This window comes from Streptomyces sp. NPDC004111 (assembly GCF_042874215.1).
Lineage (GTDB): Bacteria > Actinomycetota > Actinomycetes > Streptomycetales > Streptomycetaceae > Streptomyces.
This window is the reverse complement of the sequence record NZ_JBIAMU010000001.1, coordinates 412,421-426,782: the sequence shown is the minus strand read 5'-3', so window position 1 is coordinate 426,782 and position 14,362 is coordinate 412,421. Positions and strand designations below refer to the sequence as shown.

The following is a 14,362-nucleotide window of genomic DNA, read 5'->3' as shown; positions in this document are numbered from 1 at the left end:
GCGGGGCCACCGTCGGCCCCGCCGGCCTGGCCGGGCGTCCGCCGCTCAGAGCAGCAGAGCCGTGGCGAGTTCACCGGGCCGGGCGGCGAACGGGGTGTGGCTGCCCGGAAGGGTGCGCACGGTGAACGGGTTGTCCGGCATGGCCCGGTCGGCTTCCGCGATCATCAGGTCCTGCACGGGTGTCGGCAGCGCCCGGTCGTCCGCGCAGCGCAGAAAGGTCCTCGGAACACGCCCCCACCGTCGCGCGGTCAAGTGGACCGGGGTGGTGGGGATCGCCAGCGGCAGATCGGGGCTCAGCGCCGTGCGCCAGCGGCCGAAGCGGTCCGGGGCGGTGTCGTGGTAATGGGTCTGCCGCAGTTCCTCGACGTAGGCGGGGTCCTGCGAGAGCGGGTTGATGCGTACGGCACCCAGTTCCCCGGGATCGCCGAGGTTGAGACTCCGGCCCCGTGCCGTGGCGCTCTCGGGCGATTCGAGATAGTCGGCGAACCGGGGCCGTCCGGCGGGCACGAAGGACGACAGGTAAACGATCGCGTCGACGAGTTCGGGTGCGCGCTCGACGGCCAGCGACGCCGGGCCGCCGCCCGCGCTGTGCGCGACGAGCACGACACGGCGGTGACGGCGGACCTGGCGCAGCGCGTCCAGTACGGCCTCGGCGCAGTCGTCCATCGTCACGGTGGCGAGCGCGGACTTCTCGGTCAACAGGCCCGGCTGGCCTGGCTGGAGGTATCCGCTCGGCAGCGGCGCGTCGAAACCGTGCCCCGGCAGGTCGACGGCCGTGCTCGCCGCCCCGAGTGCGGCGAGCGCGCGCTGTGTCGCCGCCCACTGCCCGGAGCCGTGCCAGGCCCCGTGGACGAAGACGAAGACGGTGTCCGTGGAGGGCGCGGAGGACGTGGCGGACGTGGCGGACAGGGAGGTCGTGGAGGACGAAGGGGAAGGTGCGTCAGTCATGACCGCATTCCACGCGACCCCCACACGATCATCCAGCGAAAGATCTGACAAGCTGGCCGACGATACCTGGGAGATATGGCGGGGAGGCCGACAGCGTGGAGGCACGACACCTGCGGTACGCCCTGGCACTCGCCGAGCACGCCCACTTCGGCCGGGCGGCCGGTGCGCTGGGCATCGCGCAGCCCCCGCTGTCCAAGCAGATCGCGGACCTGGAACGGGAAGTGGGGGCCCGCCTGTTCGACCGCACCCGGCGGGGGGTGTTCCCGACGGCGGCGGGCACGGCCTTCCTCTCGCGGGCCCGCCGGGCGCTCGACGAGATCGCGGCGGCCTCGGTCGACGCGGCCAGGGCGGCACGCGGTGAGACGGGGCGGCTGCGCCTGGGGTTCATCGCCTCGGCGCTGCTCGACCCGCTGCCGGACGTGCTGGGCAGGTTCGGCCGCGAACGGCCCGACGTACGGCTGGAACTGCACGAGATGGCGACCAGTTGCAGCTCGGCCGTGCTCGTCACCGGTGAACTGGACGTGGCGATCGGCCTCGGCCGACCGGACGGCGTCGGGGCCGAGCAGCTGGTGTCGGTCCCGATCGGACACGACCATCTCGTCGCGGTCGTCAGCAGTACGCACCCGTACGCGGGTCAGCCGTCGGTGGACGTGGAGCGGCTGCGGCAGCAGCCGCTGATCGTGGCGTCGGGGGAGGACGAACCGGCCGTCGCCGCCGGGCTGCGGACCCTGCTCGGCAAGGACTCCCCGGCGCTCGCCGAGGCGACCGTCGCGCGGGACATCCACACCATCATCGGCCTCGCCGCCTGCGGGGTGGGCGTCGGCCTGGGCCCCTCCCGCATGCTGACGGCCCCGCGACGGGGTACGTGGTTCTGCGAGGTCACCCCGCGCACGCCGCTGCCCGACCTGGTCCTGTCCTTCAGCGCCCGGGACCGGTCCCCGGCGCTGAACGCGTTCCTCGACGTCATCCGCGCGAACTGCCCCGCCGTCGGCGCCGCACTCGACCACCGGCTCGGCCCGGCCGGACCGTGGGGAGAGGAAGACGGCTGAGCGACCCGGGCGGTGCCGGCGGCGACCTCGTCCGCGCCGCTCGCGGCGTGTGCTGCGGACCGGGCCGAGGGGAGGGGCCTCGCCGTCGTGCGGGAGGGGCCTCGCCGTCGTGCGGGCGGGGCCGTGCCCCCGCCCGGTCCACCGGTCTCTAGCCGCGCTCGGGCCAGACCGGGCCCTCGTCGGTCCAGGTGACGCCCTTGTTCCGGCACAGGCAGAAGGGGTGGCCGATCGGGTCGGTGTAGACCTGCCAGCCGTAGCCCTCTTCGCCGATGGAGTCCTGCCTCAGCGTCGCGCCGAGAGCGAGGACACGGCGCTGCTCGGGCTCGATCTCGTCCACTTCGAAGTCGAGGTGGAACTGCTTGGGGTGCTCGCTGTCGGGCCACTGCGGAGCGCGGTAGTCGTCCACCCGGATGAACGCCAGCTCGATCTCCCCGAACTGGATACCGGCCCACTCCGCGGAGCTGCCCTCCTTGAGCGGACGGCCGGTCACCTCTGAGTAGAAGGCAGCCAGCTTCATGGTGTCCGGGCAGTCGATGATGAAATCGGTGAGTCGCAGCATTCCGCGATCTTGCCACAGGCCCGCACCCGAGTTCGAGAGAGTTCCCGGGCGGCCTCGCTGAAGTGCGGGAACAAGAATCTTGTGGGGGTTTCGTCCGCCGGATCCGTGCCCCGGGGCTGCCGGGTCCGCACCGTACGTGCGGGGTGGCGGCCGGCTCGGACCGCAGCCGTGCCGGGCACCCCGTCACCGGCGCCCTGCACCGACCCGGTGGCAGGACGGCGAAACGCTGCGCGGGGGCTGTTCATCCGCGTCCTCAGGCCCCACCATGCTCCTTACTGCTCATGCGTAACAGGTCGTAGGGGGAAGTGTGTTGAGGTCCGGCTCTCGATCCGGCGGCAGAATCACGGTGCCGCTGCTCGCCCTCGTCGTGTCCCTGTTCCTGCCGGCCGCCACGGTCCACGCACAGGCACCCGGGCGAAGCGCGGACGCGCCCCGCACCCCGGTCGTCTTCGTCCACGGCTACAACGCGGACCCCGGCGTGTGGGGCGCTCTGCGTGCGGACTTCAAGGCCGACGGGTACACCGAGGGCGAGCTGTTCTCCTTCGGCTACGACACCCACCGCTCGGTCAACGAAGTCCTCTCCGGCGAACTCGCCGCGTACGTCGAGAGCGTCAAGCGGCAGACCGGGGCGAGCCGCGTCGATCTCGTGGCCCACTCCTTCGGCAGCCTCGTCACCCGCTGGTACGCGAAGTTCGACCCCGCCGGCCAGTCGTCCGTGTCGCACTGGGTCTCCCTCGCCGGTCCCAATCACGGCACCAGCACCGCGTGGGCCTGCGCCCTGTGGGACCAGGCGTGCCGCGACATGACGCCCCGTTCCTACGTCCAGAAGCGGCTCGCGGAGGGCGACGAGACACCCGGGGCCGTGCGCTACACGACCTGGTGGTCGAACTGCGACGAGGTCATCAACCCGGACAACAGCGTGCCGCTGACCGGCGCCGTCAACAACGCCGCCGGCTGCCTCGACCACAACGCGCTCCTGGGCGACGACAAGGTCTCCGAAGGGGTCCGCGCCGCACTCCGCTCGAACTGAGCGTTTCACACGGAATTACCCGCTTTTCGTCCCTCGGGATCCAGATTACGGCGGACAGCCGCCCGGCGCAGCCGCTCACACCGGCGCGCGGGAGTCCGCGGCCGAGGCGGCCCAAGGGCAGGCGCCGGGGCACGGGGTCTCGGTTCGCGGGGCGGCGGGTGGGGCGAGCACCATGGAGTGCGGCCGTGCCACGGGCGCTGCCGTGGAGGGAGCTGGGCGATGGCACCGGACGACGAGGCCAGTCGGAACGGGAGGACGGGGAGCCGCGGGGCGAGCGCAGCGAGCGCGAGGCGGACCCGTGACTCCGGCCCCCTCCCACCAGGAGGGCTGCTCGACCTGCTGAGCGTGTCCGCGGTGGTGCTGGACAACGACGGCCGCATCGTGTTCTGGAGCCCCCAGGCCGGTGAGGTCTTCGGGTACACCGCCGAGGAAGCGCTGGGCCAGCACGCCGCCCGGCTGCTGGTTCACCCCGAGAACAGCGAGCTGGTGAGCCGCCTGTTCGCCAGGGTCATGGGCTCGGGGGAGAGCTGGGCGGGCGCCTTCCCGGTCCGCCACAAGGACGGCGGCACCCGGCTGGTGGAGTTCCGCAACATGCGGCTGACCGACGACCTGGGCGACGTCTACGCCCTGGGCATCGCGGCCGACCAGGTCATGCTGGAGGGCATCGAGGCCAAGCTGGCACTGTCCGACCGGCTCGTCTCCCAGTCGCCCATCGGTGTGGCGTTCCTGGACACGGATCTGCGCTACCTGATGGTCAACCCGGCCCTGGAACGCATCAACGGCATTCCGGCCGAGGACCACATCGGCAAGCGTCCGAGCGACATCCACCCGTTCGACGGCATCGAGGGGGTCGAGGCGGCGCTCCGGCAGGTGCTGCTGACCGGCGAGCCGCTGATCGACCAGTACTTCGTCGGCCGTACGCTCGCCGACCCGGAACACGATCACGCCTGGTCGGTGTCGTACTACCGGCTCGAAGGGGCGAACGGGCGGGTGCTCGGCGTGGCGAACTCGGTGGTCGACGTCAGCGAACGCCATCGGGCCGCGATCGAGGTGGACCGGGCCAGGCGGCGGCTGTCGCTGATCGCCGACGCGTCCGTCCGGGTCGGCACCACGCTGGAGGTGGAGCGGACGGCGCAGGAGCTGGCCAGGGTGGCCGTTCCGGAGCTGGCCGACGTCGCGGCGGTGGACGTCCTCGACTCCGTACTGGCCTTCCGCCGTCGGGGCGGCCGGCACGAGGGACCCGAAGTGTTCCGTGCGCTGGCGGTGGCCTCCGCGTACCCCACGGAGGTCACCGCGGCGGCGGACAAGGTCGGCGACCTCGCCGTCTACGGTACGGACCGGCTGATCACCCAGTGCGTGCACACCGGCCGGCCGGTCGTCGTGCCGCACACCGGGCCGGACGACCTGCTGCGCATCGCCCCCGCGCCGGAGGCCGCGGCGGCCCTGGCGCGGGCCGGGGTGCACTCGTACCTCGCCGTGCCGCTGATCGCGCACCACGAGGTGCTCGGTGCCTTCGACATGATCCGCACGCACAACCCGCTCCCCTTCGACGCGGACGACGTGCTCCTCGCCGGGGAACTGGCCTCGCGTGCCGCGGTGGCCATCGACAACGCGCGCTGGTACCAGAGCGTGCGCAACTCCGCCGAGACCCTCCAGCGCAGTCTGCTGCCGGGACGGCACCCCCCTCTCGTCGGTCTGGAGGTCGCCTCCCACTACCAGCCCGCCGAGGCGTCGTCCGAGGTGGGCGGCGACTGGTACGACGTCATCCCGCTGAGCGGCGACCGTACGGCCCTGGTGGTGGGCGACGTGATGGGCAGCGGCATCGACGCGGCGGCGGCCATGGGACGGCTGCGTACCGCCACCTGCGCCTACGCCGACATCGACCTCGCGCCCCACGAGGTCCTGCGCCACCTCGACAAGATCACCAGCGGGCTGGAGCACTACATCGCCACCAGCCTGTACGCCGTCTACGACCCGCACCGGCACGAGTGCCGCATCGCCAACGCGGGGCACCTGCCCCCTGTCCTCGTACGCAGCGGGCGCACGCCCGAACTCCTCGACCTGCCCACCGGGGCGCCCCTGGGCGTCGGCGGAGTCCCGTTCCGCACCGTCACCTTCGACCTGCACCCCGGCGACCGGCTCGTCCTCTACACCGACGGCCTCGTCGAAACCCGTCACCACTCGATCGACCAGCGCCTGGACGCACTGCTCAAGAGCCTCGACGAACCCCTGCGCCCACTGCCGGACATCTGCGCCTGGCTCCTGGAGACCCTCCGCAACCCGGACGACCACGACGACGTGGCCATCCTCATCGCGCAGTCCCTGCCCGTCACCCCGGGGGAGAGCACCACGAAGTGACCCCCCTCGGAGCCCGACCGCCGTGGCCCCGGACGATATGGCCCCCCCGTGGGCCCCTCTTCCCATGGACCCCTCCCCCCGGGGCCTCCGCACCGCGTCGCCGACTACCCGCCGTCGCGCTCCACGTCCGCTCCCTCCACTTCCTGCGCTCCTTCCGCGGCCCGGCCGCTGCGTCGTCTCCGTTTGATCGCGGCGAGACCGGTCGTGGTCAGTGCCACGAGCAGCGCGGACGGCAACTGCGTGAGCAGACCTCGCCCGACTTCCGCGGCGAACTCCTCCAGGGACATGGCGACTTCCGCCTCTCTTGTGGGGATGCCACGTTTCTAGGGCGCGTGCGGACGCAGGTGGCCCGATCTGCGCGACGTGGCCAGAGGTTGCGCCCCGTATGGCGAAAGCCCTGATGAGAGGCCGTCGCAACTTCTACGATCTGCGGAAGATGCGGAACGTCGAGGGGGACTGATGGCCGACCCGGGCAAGGCGGACACCCAGGACGAGCTTCTTCAAGCGCTGCAACTGATGGTGCGGGAGACCCGCAGGAGCCATGAGGACATCGCCAAGCGGGCCCGGCTGTCGGGGAACACGGTGCGCGGTGTTCTGTCGGGGAAGAACTGGCCGCAACAGCGGACCCTCGAACAGCTCGTCGAGGCCTGCGGTCAGGACCCCACGGTCTGGGTGGAGGTGTGGGGAGCGCTCAACGACGCACGCCCCCGGACCGAACGCGGAGGCGACAAGCAGCTGCAGGAGCAGGTTGACGCGCTGGCAGCCGAAGTCCGCTCCCTTCGCCAGGACGTGGAGCAGGGCGAAACGGGCGACCGAAGGCGTCAACGGCGCATGGCGGACGCCTACTTCTCCTTTCTGGCCGACATGCCGACTGCTCAGTTCCGTCAGCTCCAGCCAAACGGCGATGGGAGTGCGCCCCTGGGACCCCCCACGCGCGACAAGACGTACCCGGAGCCCGTGTACGGGGACCAGGCGGTGACCGTCCTGCTCGGCAAGGTCGCGGAACTCGCCACGGCGGAAGGACTGCCCCGGCTGGCCGTCTACCTGGCCACCAGCCCCTTGCCACCGGCCTTCACCACCACGCTGAGCGCGAGCGACGGCTACGCCAAGGACGACGTGGACGCCTACCTGGTCGAGCTGCGCTCCTGCGTACGTGACTATCTGCGCGGCTGCGCGGAGGCCGTCTGACGGTCCGTGCGCGTCCTGTCAACGGGGGCGCCCGGTGCGCCTGCGGCACGGGCCGGGGGGAAAACGGCAGGCCACCAGCGGCATCCTGGTCGGGTGCGGATGCGGCTGGTGGCCTTCGTGGTGCGGTGCGTCGCTCACTTCGGGTCTGTGGGTGCCCCTTCAGCGCCTGCGGGTTCGGTTCCCGGGCAGGGCGAGAGGTCTTCGCTCAAGCGGAGTTCAGCACTTGTTGGGCACGTTGCCCGTCTCGTTGCCCTTCAGCAGGCCGCCCCAGATCCAGCTCGCGCCCGAGCCCAGCAGGACCCACTTGTTGTGGGAGACGCCGTTCTGGCTGACCCACTCGCCGTAGTCCCAGCAGATCGCGCTGAGCTGGTAGTTGGCGGGGACCGAGTAGTTGATGCTGCACTGGGTGGACGCACAGCTGCGGATGTTCGCGCCGGTCCAGGTGTAGACCCAGGTGTTGGCGATGGCCCGGTCGGCCGCCGCTGTCGGTGTCTCCCGGTCCGTGGGCACTGCGGCCGAGGCAGTGGAAGCCGCCATCCCTGAGGCGGCCAGCAGCGCCGCCGCGACCGTCGTGAAGACCTTGGCTCTCAGATGCATGGGAAGAACCCCCTGTTGGGCTCGATCTGCTGGGACATCCAGCGTGAATGACGCTAACTGCGACCAGTCGGGCCAGTTAGTCATGTACTGGCCAATACCAGAATGAGAGGGGGCACTCCGCTACGCCCGGACCGGTCGCGGTGGCGCGGGCATTGAGCAGGGGGATTCCCGAAGGCGGCGCAGTCGGTGCCCGGACGGTGATGGACCAGTGACGGTTGAGTGGGCATACCTGAGGGAGTGGAGGGGCGGGCTGTCTCTTTCCTGGTCACTCAATGCTTCGGTGACGTGGGGATGTTGGAGGTGGCCCGGTGGTCGGGGCATGGCGGAATTCCGTGCTCTGTGCCGCCGCGCTGATCGCTGGGTGGGCGGCTGTGCGGCGGCGCGCGGAGTGGTGGTCGGTTCCGGGGCCCGGGATCGCTCTCCGGTGAGGGGTGTGCCTCAGTTCAGCGGTTCAGCGGTTCAGCGGGAGGAGGTGAGCTGTTCGCGCACCCAGGTGGGGTCGGGGTTGGTGTGGGCCCGGCCCGAGGCGACGACCGTCGGGACGGTCTCGTTGCCGTCGTTGGCCGCCCGTACCGTCGCGGCTCCCTCCGGGTCGCGCCAGATGTTGACCCAGTGCAGCCGACGGGCGTCGCGGCCCAGTCGGATGCGCAGGCGCAGGCAGTACGTACAGCCAGGCCGCCAGAGGACGACCGGCCGGCCGTCGGCGGCGCTGCGCTCCTGTGCTTCCCGCGCACTGATCGACCTCGGGAAGATCAGGGGCGAGTTCACGGCGGCGAGGGCCAGGAGCACCAGCAGGGTCGCTGCGGCCGTGCCGGGGCTGCCCCGGAGGATCAGCCCGGTGGCGACGGCGGAGCCGCAGAGCAGGAGCAGTATCGGCAGGAGCCAAGCGCGCGTCATGGTGACGCAGGTTATCGGCGCACCGAAATCCTTGTCGAACAAGCGGGCGTCCGCGCGCTGGAGCGGGCCGGGCGCGGGGTGCGGGCCGGGGTCACAGGAGGCGGTCGACCAGGCCGTCGATGTAGTCCGGGGTGAGCGGGACCATGTCGAACAGGACGCGGATGTACATCGGGGCCAGGATGTGGTCCAGCACCTCGAACGCGTCGGGTGCCGGCTCGCCGCGGTCGCGGGCACGGTCGAGCATGGTCTGCAGTTGCCGGGTGCGTTCCGCGCGGAGGTCGGCGCCGGCCTGCTTGCCCTGTTGGCCGCTGCTCGACAGGGCGACGGCCAGGTGCAGTACCGCGGGGCCGTCGGGACCGGTGATCTCGCGGGCCACCTGGGCCGCGTAGGTGCGCAGGTCGCCGGCGATGCTCCCGGTGTCGGGCATCGGTGACTGCGCGTTGAGACGGGTGAGTGCCACGTCGGTGAGCAGGGTCTCCAGACTGCCCCACCGGCGGTAGATGCTGCTGTCGGCCACCCCCGCGCGGGCCGCGACCTCGCCGACGGTGAAGTTGCCGTAGCCGCGCTCACCGATCAGTTCGGTCACCGCCTGGTGCACCTGCGCGCCGACCCGTGCACTGCGCCCGCCGGGCCGCCGGGTCCGCTCCTGTTCGTTCATGTCCTTCAGCTTAACGCAGTTCTCGCTTGCGTTTGCGTGATGGCTCTCTCTATAGTCGCCTAACGCAGTAGCCGACTGCGTTAGAGCGCTCGTGGTGCACAGCCACCCGCCTCGACCGCGGCCGGGCGCAACCAACGACGGAGGGGGATTCCATGGCCGCATCACTTGCGACCGCAGGCAGTCGATCGAACCGGGCGGTGCTGCTCACGGTGACCTGCCTGGGCCAGTTCATGGTCCTGCTCGACAACACGGTCGTCGGAGCCGCACTGCCCGACATGCAGCAACGGCTGCACACCCAGCTGACCGGCCTGCAGTGGATCGTCGACGCGTACGTACTCCTGGTCGCCATGCTGCTGCTGTCCGGCGGTGTCTTCTCCGACCGGTTCGGCCGCAAGCGGGTGTACCTGACCGGCGTCGCCGTGTTTACCGCCGCGTCGCTGCTGTGCAGCCTCGCGCCCTCGGTCGGCTGGCTGGTCGCCGGACGCGTACTGCAGGGCATCGGGGCCGCGGCACTGAGCCCGGCCTCACTGGCCCTGCTCGCCGCCGCCCACCCCGTGCCGCAGGAACGCGTCAAGGCGATCGGGCTGTGGGCAGGCCTCAGCGGCATCGGTCTGGCCGCGGGCCCCGTCGCGGGCGGCGTGCTGACGGAAGCCTTCGGCTGGCCCGCCATCTTCCTGGTCAACCTGCCCATCGGCGCGGTCCTGCTGCTGCTCGGCGTGCGCCACCTGGGCGAGTCCCGCAACCCGGCCGCCCCCGCGATCGACGTCCCGGGCACGGTGCTGTCCGTACTGGCGGTGGGGGCACTGACCTACGGCCTGATCGAGGGAGGCGCCCGCGGCTGGACCTCACCGGTCATCCTGGGCAGTTTCGCCGCCGGGGCGATCCTCCTCGCCGCGTTCGTCGCCGTCGAGGCGCGCCGCTCCGCACCGATGCTGCCGCTGAGGCTGTTCCGGCAGCGCCTGTTCACCGTGTCCAACACCGCCATGACCGTGGTCGGGTTCGCGCTCATGGGCTCGTCGTTCTTCTTCTCCCAGTTCTTCGTGTACGTCCAGGGCAGCTCGCTCCTGCGCGCCGGTCTGCAGACCCTGCCGATGAGCCTCGGCATGGTGCTCTTCAGCCCGTACGCGGGCCGGCTCGCCGCCCGGTACGGCTTCCGCGTCGTCGTCACCACCGGCCTTGCCCTGGCCGGCCTGGGACTGCTGGCACTGGGCACGGTCCACGCCGACACCGGCTACGGGAACGTCTGGTGGCGGCTGGCACTCGCCGGCATCGGCTTCGCCCTGACCATGTCCCCGCTGACGGGAGCCGCCATCCAGGCGGTCGACCCGCAGGAGGGCGGCCTCGCGTCAGGCATCAGCAGCACCACCCGGCAGATCGGCGCGGTCCTCGGCGTGGCGGTGCTCGGCGCCGTCGTCCGTGCCCAGCAGGCCGACGGAGCCTCCTTCGGGACCGGCCTCAACACCGCCTTCGCCGCGGCCGGTGTCGTCACGCTGATCACCGCCGTGTTCACCGGCCTGTGGCTGGCACGGTCCAAGCCCGCACAGGGTGCCACGGCCCCGGGAAGCGCCCCGGCACCCGAGGCGGCCGCCACCAGCCCTAACAAGGCTGCTGCGCAAGGGAGTTGACGCGCATCGCGCGCGTCGCCGCCGCGCACGTACCGGGGTGACCCCGTGAACCGAACCACCGCTTCCCCCACCGTCGTCAGCAACGGTCGCCCGTACGGCGGCCGGGTTCGTGGCGTCCTCGGAAGGGTGTCCGGGGCGGGCGGGGCCGTCGACCGGTGGCGGCCGGAGTCCCGGTCAGGAGTAGGCGTCCTCCATGGCGACCCGGCGTACCGTGCGCAGCGTCGTACGGAGACTGTCCAGATCGGTCGACCCCAGCGCCAGGCGGATCGCCTGCGGAGTGTGCGCCGAGGTCGTGAACGGCTCCGCCGTGCTGACCGAGATGCGCAGGCGGGCGAGAGTGGCCGCCAGGCGGTCGGCCCGTGCGTCGTCCGGCAGCGGCAGCCAGGTGAAGTAGGACGACGGGTGGCCGATGACCGGCAGGCCCGCCAACTCCTGTGCGGCCACTGCCTGGCGCGCCCTCGCGTCGTCCCGTTTCCGCGCCTCCAGGCGGTGCACCGTGCCGTCGTCGAGCCACCGGCAGGCGATGGCGGTCGTGAGCGCGGGGGTGTTCCAGGTGGTCGCCCGAATGGCGCGTTCGAGCGCCGGCACCGCGGACGGCGGGGCGAGGACGAAACCGACCCGCAGACCGGTGGCGATGCTCTTGGACAGCCCCGAGACGTAGACGGTGACGTCCGGCGCGGTCGCGGCCAGCGGCGGTGGCGGGTCCTCGACCAGATAGGCGTACGAGGCGTCCTCGATCAGGAGCGGACCGTACTGCCGGGCGATCCCGGTCAGGCGCGTGCGGTCGGCCGCCGGCATGACCCCGCCCAGAGGGTTGTGCAGGGTGGGCATGGTGTAGATCGCACGCACCGGGCGGGACGCGCACAGTCTCTCCAGGGCGTCGAGATCCGGCCCGTCGGCGGTGCCGGGGACGGGCTCCAGATCGAGGTGGAAGGCGTGCGCGAGCACCTTGAACCCCGGGTAGGTGAGTGCGTCGACCGCGACGACGTCGCCCGCGTTCAACAGGGCCATGAGGGTGATGGCAAGACCGTGCTGGGCGCCGTTGGCGATGAGGATCCGATCCGCGTCGGCGGTGATTCCCCGGTGCTTGAGGTGCCGTGCGAGGGAGGCCCTGTCCTGGGGGCGCCCTTGGTGCGGCTGGTAACGCAGCAGTGATTCGAGATCGCCCGAGGTGGCCACCTCGCGCAGGGCCCGCCGCAGGAGGTCGGCCTGGCCGGGCAGCGACGGGTAGTTGAAGGCGAGGTCGACCGCGTCCGCGGCGACGGCCTGCTGATCGATCCCGTGACCGGCGGGGAGCGCGAGGTCACGCACGAACGTGCCGCGGCCCTGCTCCCGGCTCACCAGGCCCCGCGCTTCCAACTCGGCGTACACCCGGGTCGCGGTCACCACGGCGATGCCCTCGCGGGCGGCGAGAGCGCGGTGGGTGGGCAGCCGCACCCCCGGGGCGAGGCGCCCGGCCCGGATGTGGGACGCGAACGCGTCGACCAGCTTCTTGTAGCGCGAGGCTGCCATGCGCCGAATTGTATCCATGACAATTCTTTGACTGTCCTGCTCGCGGATCCCTACGGTCGAGTCCCACCCACGCCCCATCCGTCCGGAGCCCTTGCCCCATCCGTCCGGAACCCCTGCTCCACCCGTCCGGAGCCCACGCCCCACCCACCCGGAAAGGACAGCCGTCGTGCACATCGCCATCCTCACCTTCGAGGGCTACAACGAACTCGACTCACTGATCGCGCTCGGGGTGCTCAACCGCATCAGGACCGAGGGTTGGCGCGTCACCATCGCGACGCCCAGCCCCAAGGTGACCTCGATGAACGGCGTCGTCATCGAGCAGATGTCCACCCTTGAGGAGGCCTGCGCCGCGGACGCCGTCATCGTCGGCAGCGGCATCGCCACCCGCGAGGTCACCGAAGACCCGGCGATCATGAACGTGCTGCGCGGCCTGGACCCCTCGCGCCAGCTCATCGCGGCACAGTGCTCCGGCGCGCTCGTACTGGCCCGGCTCGGCCTGCTCCACGACATCCCCGCCTGCACCGACCTCACCACCAAGCCGTGGGTCGTCGCCGCCGGTGTCGAGGTCCTCAACCAGCCCTTCTACGCCAAGGGCAACATCGCCACCGCCGGCGGCTGCCTGGCCTCGCACTACCTCGCCGCCTGGATCATCGCCCGCCTCGAAGGCAACGACGCAGCCGAGGACGCGCTGCACTATGTCGCCCCGGTGGGCGAGAAGGAGGAGTACGTCGAGCGGGCCCGCCGCAACATCGCCCCCTACCTGCCCGCTCCCGCACCGGCGCTCGTCTGACCGGCCGGCCCGGCCGGTGGGCCGCTGGTCTGGTTGAGCAGCTGTGAGCTGATGCGCGCGGCGGTTGGGCCTCAGGAATGCTCCGGAACATCCCGAAGATCTCCCGGCCCACCGGCACCGCACGTCCACGACCGGTACGAGGCCCCTCCGCCGCACGGCCGAGGAGGCCCGAGGGCTCAGTCGCGGAGCCGGCCCCCGGTCTCCTCGTGTGCGAGGCGGCGCCACTGGTCCTCCCCGCCGGGCAGGGGCCAGGCCCAGGTCGGCTGCTGCACGGTGTTCAGGTCGTGGAGGAGGCGGGCGAGCTGCGGGCCGGCGGTGGCCGCGCCGTCCGGGACGGTGGGACCGTGAACGGCCCGGAGTGAGGCGAAGCGGGCCATTTCGTACGCGTAGAAGTCCACCGCGTCATCGATGCGTGCGGCCAGGTCGTCGCCGGGCACCGTGCGGTGCAGGTGCAGCAGCGGAGGCTCGACGGACTCGGCGATGGCCGCGGCGAGCCGAGCGTGGCCGTCCAGGACGAGATGACAGTCCAGCCCACTGACCCACCACAGCAGTACGGGTGGGAGCGTCCCCGCGCGGACCTGCTTGCGGTACGCCTTGACCCGGCCGTCGTCCGGACCGGGCATCGGCCGCAGCGGCAGCACCTCCCACGACCCGGAGTGCAGGAACCAGTCGAGATATCCCTCGGGATGCCCCTCGACGAGCATCGAGTTCCAGTACTCGGCGTGCGACGTGGCAGGGTGGCGCCAGCGCCGGAACGGGCTCTCGCACGAGAGCAGCCACCGCCCCTCGTGCAACGGGCTGCCCGGCGAGTCGCCGAGGTGTCGCGCGAAGCGGTGGGCCCACCGCTCCGGGCTGCCCGCCAGGGCCCGCGCCGCGTCCGCGCGCAGCGGCGGGACGAAGTAGCGGTAGGCGTCGGTGCGCCAGAAGTCCACACCCTGGAGGGGCTCTTCGACGACGGCGAGCAGCACGGGCCGCGACAGCTGGGAGACCAGCAGCCGCGGCCCGGCAGTGAACACGCACAGCTCCGGCCGCCCGAGGTCCCGAACGTCCAGGGACAGGCCCAGCCATGTGCCGTCGTCCCGCGTGATGTCGCTGCGCCGCATCCCAGGAGCGTAGACGGGGCCGGGGAAGCACCGTAAGGGAAGGGGCCC

General features: G+C 71.6%; 14 protein-coding genes. 6 read left to right on the top strand and 8 right to left on the bottom strand.

Annotated elements, in window-relative coordinates; translation table 11 throughout:
* Nucleotides 1-45: 45 nt before the first annotated feature.
* Entirely contained in the window at nucleotides 46-948 is a 903-nt protein-coding gene (locus ACFYVL_RS01895; RefSeq protein WP_389240713.1) for an alpha/beta hydrolase, read from the bottom strand.
* A 95-nt stretch (nucleotides 949-1,043) separates the two neighbouring features.
* Here ACFYVL_RS01895 and ACFYVL_RS01890 point away from each other — a divergent pair, with 95 nt between their 5' ends.
* Nucleotides 1,044-1,997 (top strand): LysR family transcriptional regulator, encoded by a 954-nt coding sequence (locus ACFYVL_RS01890; protein ID WP_389240711.1) that lies wholly within the window; start codon nucleotides 1,044-1,046, stop codon nucleotides 1,995-1,997.
* 148 nt (nucleotides 1,998-2,145) lie between these two features.
* Here the strand turns inward: ACFYVL_RS01890 and ACFYVL_RS01885 are convergent, their stop codons facing one another.
* Complete coding sequence (locus tag ACFYVL_RS01885; protein WP_389240709.1) at nucleotides 2,146-2,556, bottom strand: VOC family protein; 411 nt, start codon at nucleotides 2,554-2,556, stop codon at nucleotides 2,146-2,148.
* Between the two features lie 346 nt (nucleotides 2,557-2,902).
* Between ACFYVL_RS01885 and ACFYVL_RS01880 the strand changes: the two genes are divergently transcribed.
* Both ACFYVL_RS01880 and ACFYVL_RS01875 read left to right on the top strand, forming a co-directional pair.
* Nucleotides 2,903-3,586 (top strand): esterase/lipase family protein, encoded by a 684-nt coding sequence (locus ACFYVL_RS01880; RefSeq protein ID WP_389240707.1) that lies wholly within the window; start codon nucleotides 2,903-2,905, stop codon nucleotides 3,584-3,586.
* A 219-nt stretch (nucleotides 3,587-3,805) separates the two neighbouring features.
* Complete coding sequence (locus ACFYVL_RS01875; RefSeq protein ID WP_389240705.1) at nucleotides 3,806-5,944, top strand: SpoIIE family protein phosphatase; 2,139 nt, start codon at nucleotides 3,806-3,808, stop codon at nucleotides 5,942-5,944.
* 104 nt (nucleotides 5,945-6,048) lie between these two features.
* Here ACFYVL_RS01875 and ACFYVL_RS01870 read toward each other — a convergent pair whose 3' ends face one another.
* Complete coding sequence (locus ACFYVL_RS01870; protein ID WP_389240703.1) at nucleotides 6,049-6,231, bottom strand: hypothetical protein; 183 nt, start codon at nucleotides 6,229-6,231, stop codon at nucleotides 6,049-6,051.
* A gap of 172 nt (nucleotides 6,232-6,403) precedes the next feature.
* Here ACFYVL_RS01870 and ACFYVL_RS01865 point away from each other — a divergent pair, with 172 nt between their 5' ends.
* Nucleotides 6,404-7,132, top strand: a complete 729-nt coding sequence (locus ACFYVL_RS01865) for a helix-turn-helix domain-containing protein (RefSeq protein WP_389240701.1) — start codon at nucleotides 6,404-6,406, stop codon at nucleotides 7,130-7,132.
* A gap of 216 nt (nucleotides 7,133-7,348) precedes the next feature.
* On the opposite strand, the gene ACFYVL_RS01860 is transcribed toward ACFYVL_RS01865, so the two are convergent.
* The 3 genes from ACFYVL_RS01860 to ACFYVL_RS01850 form a co-directional block, all read right to left on the bottom strand.
* Nucleotides 7,349-7,729, bottom strand: a complete 381-nt coding sequence (locus ACFYVL_RS01860) for a hypothetical protein (RefSeq protein ID WP_389240699.1) — start codon at nucleotides 7,727-7,729, stop codon at nucleotides 7,349-7,351.
* Between the two features lie 459 nt (nucleotides 7,730-8,188).
* Nucleotides 8,189-8,626 carry a glutaredoxin domain-containing protein gene (locus ACFYVL_RS01855; protein ID WP_389240697.1) on the bottom strand — a complete coding sequence of 146 codons (438 nt, stop codon included), beginning with the start codon at nucleotides 8,624-8,626 and terminating at the stop codon, nucleotides 8,189-8,191.
* A 91-nt stretch (nucleotides 8,627-8,717) separates the two neighbouring features.
* A complete protein-coding gene (locus ACFYVL_RS01850; protein ID WP_389240695.1) occupies nucleotides 8,718-9,284 on the bottom strand; it encodes a TetR/AcrR family transcriptional regulator in 567 nt (188 codons plus the stop codon).
* A gap of 152 nt (nucleotides 9,285-9,436) precedes the next feature.
* On the opposite strand from ACFYVL_RS01850, the gene ACFYVL_RS01845 reads away from it, so the two are divergent.
* The gene (locus tag ACFYVL_RS01845) at nucleotides 9,437-10,909 is read left to right on the top strand and encodes an MFS transporter (RefSeq protein ID WP_389240693.1); all 1,473 of its coding nucleotides are present in this window, start codon (nucleotides 9,437-9,439) and stop codon (nucleotides 10,907-10,909) included.
* A 174-nt stretch (nucleotides 10,910-11,083) separates the two neighbouring features.
* Here ACFYVL_RS01845 and ACFYVL_RS01840 read toward each other — a convergent pair whose 3' ends face one another.
* A complete protein-coding gene (locus tag ACFYVL_RS01840) occupies nucleotides 11,084-12,421 on the bottom strand; it encodes a PLP-dependent aminotransferase family protein (protein ID WP_389240691.1) in 1,338 nt (445 codons plus the stop codon).
* A 166-nt stretch (nucleotides 12,422-12,587) separates the two neighbouring features.
* Between ACFYVL_RS01840 and ACFYVL_RS01835 the strand changes: the two genes are divergently transcribed.
* On the top strand, nucleotides 12,588-13,211 hold the full coding sequence (locus ACFYVL_RS01835) for a DJ-1/PfpI family protein (RefSeq protein ID WP_389240689.1): 624 nt from the start codon (nucleotides 12,588-12,590) through the stop codon (nucleotides 13,209-13,211).
* Between the two features lie 176 nt (nucleotides 13,212-13,387).
* Here ACFYVL_RS01835 and ACFYVL_RS01830 read toward each other — a convergent pair whose 3' ends face one another.
* Nucleotides 13,388-14,314 (bottom strand): hypothetical protein, encoded by a 927-nt coding sequence (locus ACFYVL_RS01830; RefSeq protein ID WP_389240687.1) that lies wholly within the window; start codon nucleotides 14,312-14,314, stop codon nucleotides 13,388-13,390.
* Nucleotides 14,315-14,362 lie beyond the last annotated feature (48 nt).

Excerpts from the sequence above, each read along its gene's own strand:
- ACFYVL_RS01895 (WP_389240713.1), bottom strand. The coding sequence starts at position 948 with ATGACTGACGCACCTTCCCCTTCGTCCTCCACGACCTCCCTGTCCGCC.
- ACFYVL_RS01885 (WP_389240709.1), bottom strand. The coding sequence starts at position 2,556 with ATGCTGCGACTCACCGATTTCATCATCGACTGCCCGGACACCATGAAG.
- ACFYVL_RS01875 (WP_389240705.1), top strand. The coding sequence starts at position 3,806 with ATGGCACCGGACGACGAGGCCAGTCGGAACGGGAGGACGGGGAGCCGC.
- ACFYVL_RS01870 (WP_389240703.1), bottom strand. The coding sequence starts at position 6,231 with ATGTCCCTGGAGGAGTTCGCCGCGGAAGTCGGGCGAGGTCTGCTCACG.
- ACFYVL_RS01865 (WP_389240701.1), top strand. The coding sequence starts at position 6,404 with ATGGCCGACCCGGGCAAGGCGGACACCCAGGACGAGCTTCTTCAAGCG.
- ACFYVL_RS01860 (WP_389240699.1), bottom strand. The coding sequence starts at position 7,729 with ATGCATCTGAGAGCCAAGGTCTTCACGACGGTCGCGGCGGCGCTGCTG.
- ACFYVL_RS01855 (WP_389240697.1), bottom strand. The coding sequence starts at position 8,626 with ATGACGCGCGCTTGGCTCCTGCCGATACTGCTCCTGCTCTGCGGCTCC.
- ACFYVL_RS01850 (WP_389240695.1), bottom strand. The coding sequence starts at position 9,284 with ATGAACGAACAGGAGCGGACCCGGCGGCCCGGCGGGCGCAGTGCACGG.
- ACFYVL_RS01845 (WP_389240693.1), top strand. The coding sequence starts at position 9,437 with ATGGCCGCATCACTTGCGACCGCAGGCAGTCGATCGAACCGGGCGGTG.
- ACFYVL_RS01840 (WP_389240691.1), bottom strand. The coding sequence starts at position 12,421 with ATGGCAGCCTCGCGCTACAAGAAGCTGGTCGACGCGTTCGCGTCCCAC.
- ACFYVL_RS01830 (WP_389240687.1), bottom strand. The coding sequence starts at position 14,314 with ATGCGGCGCAGCGACATCACGCGGGACGACGGCACATGGCTGGGCCTG.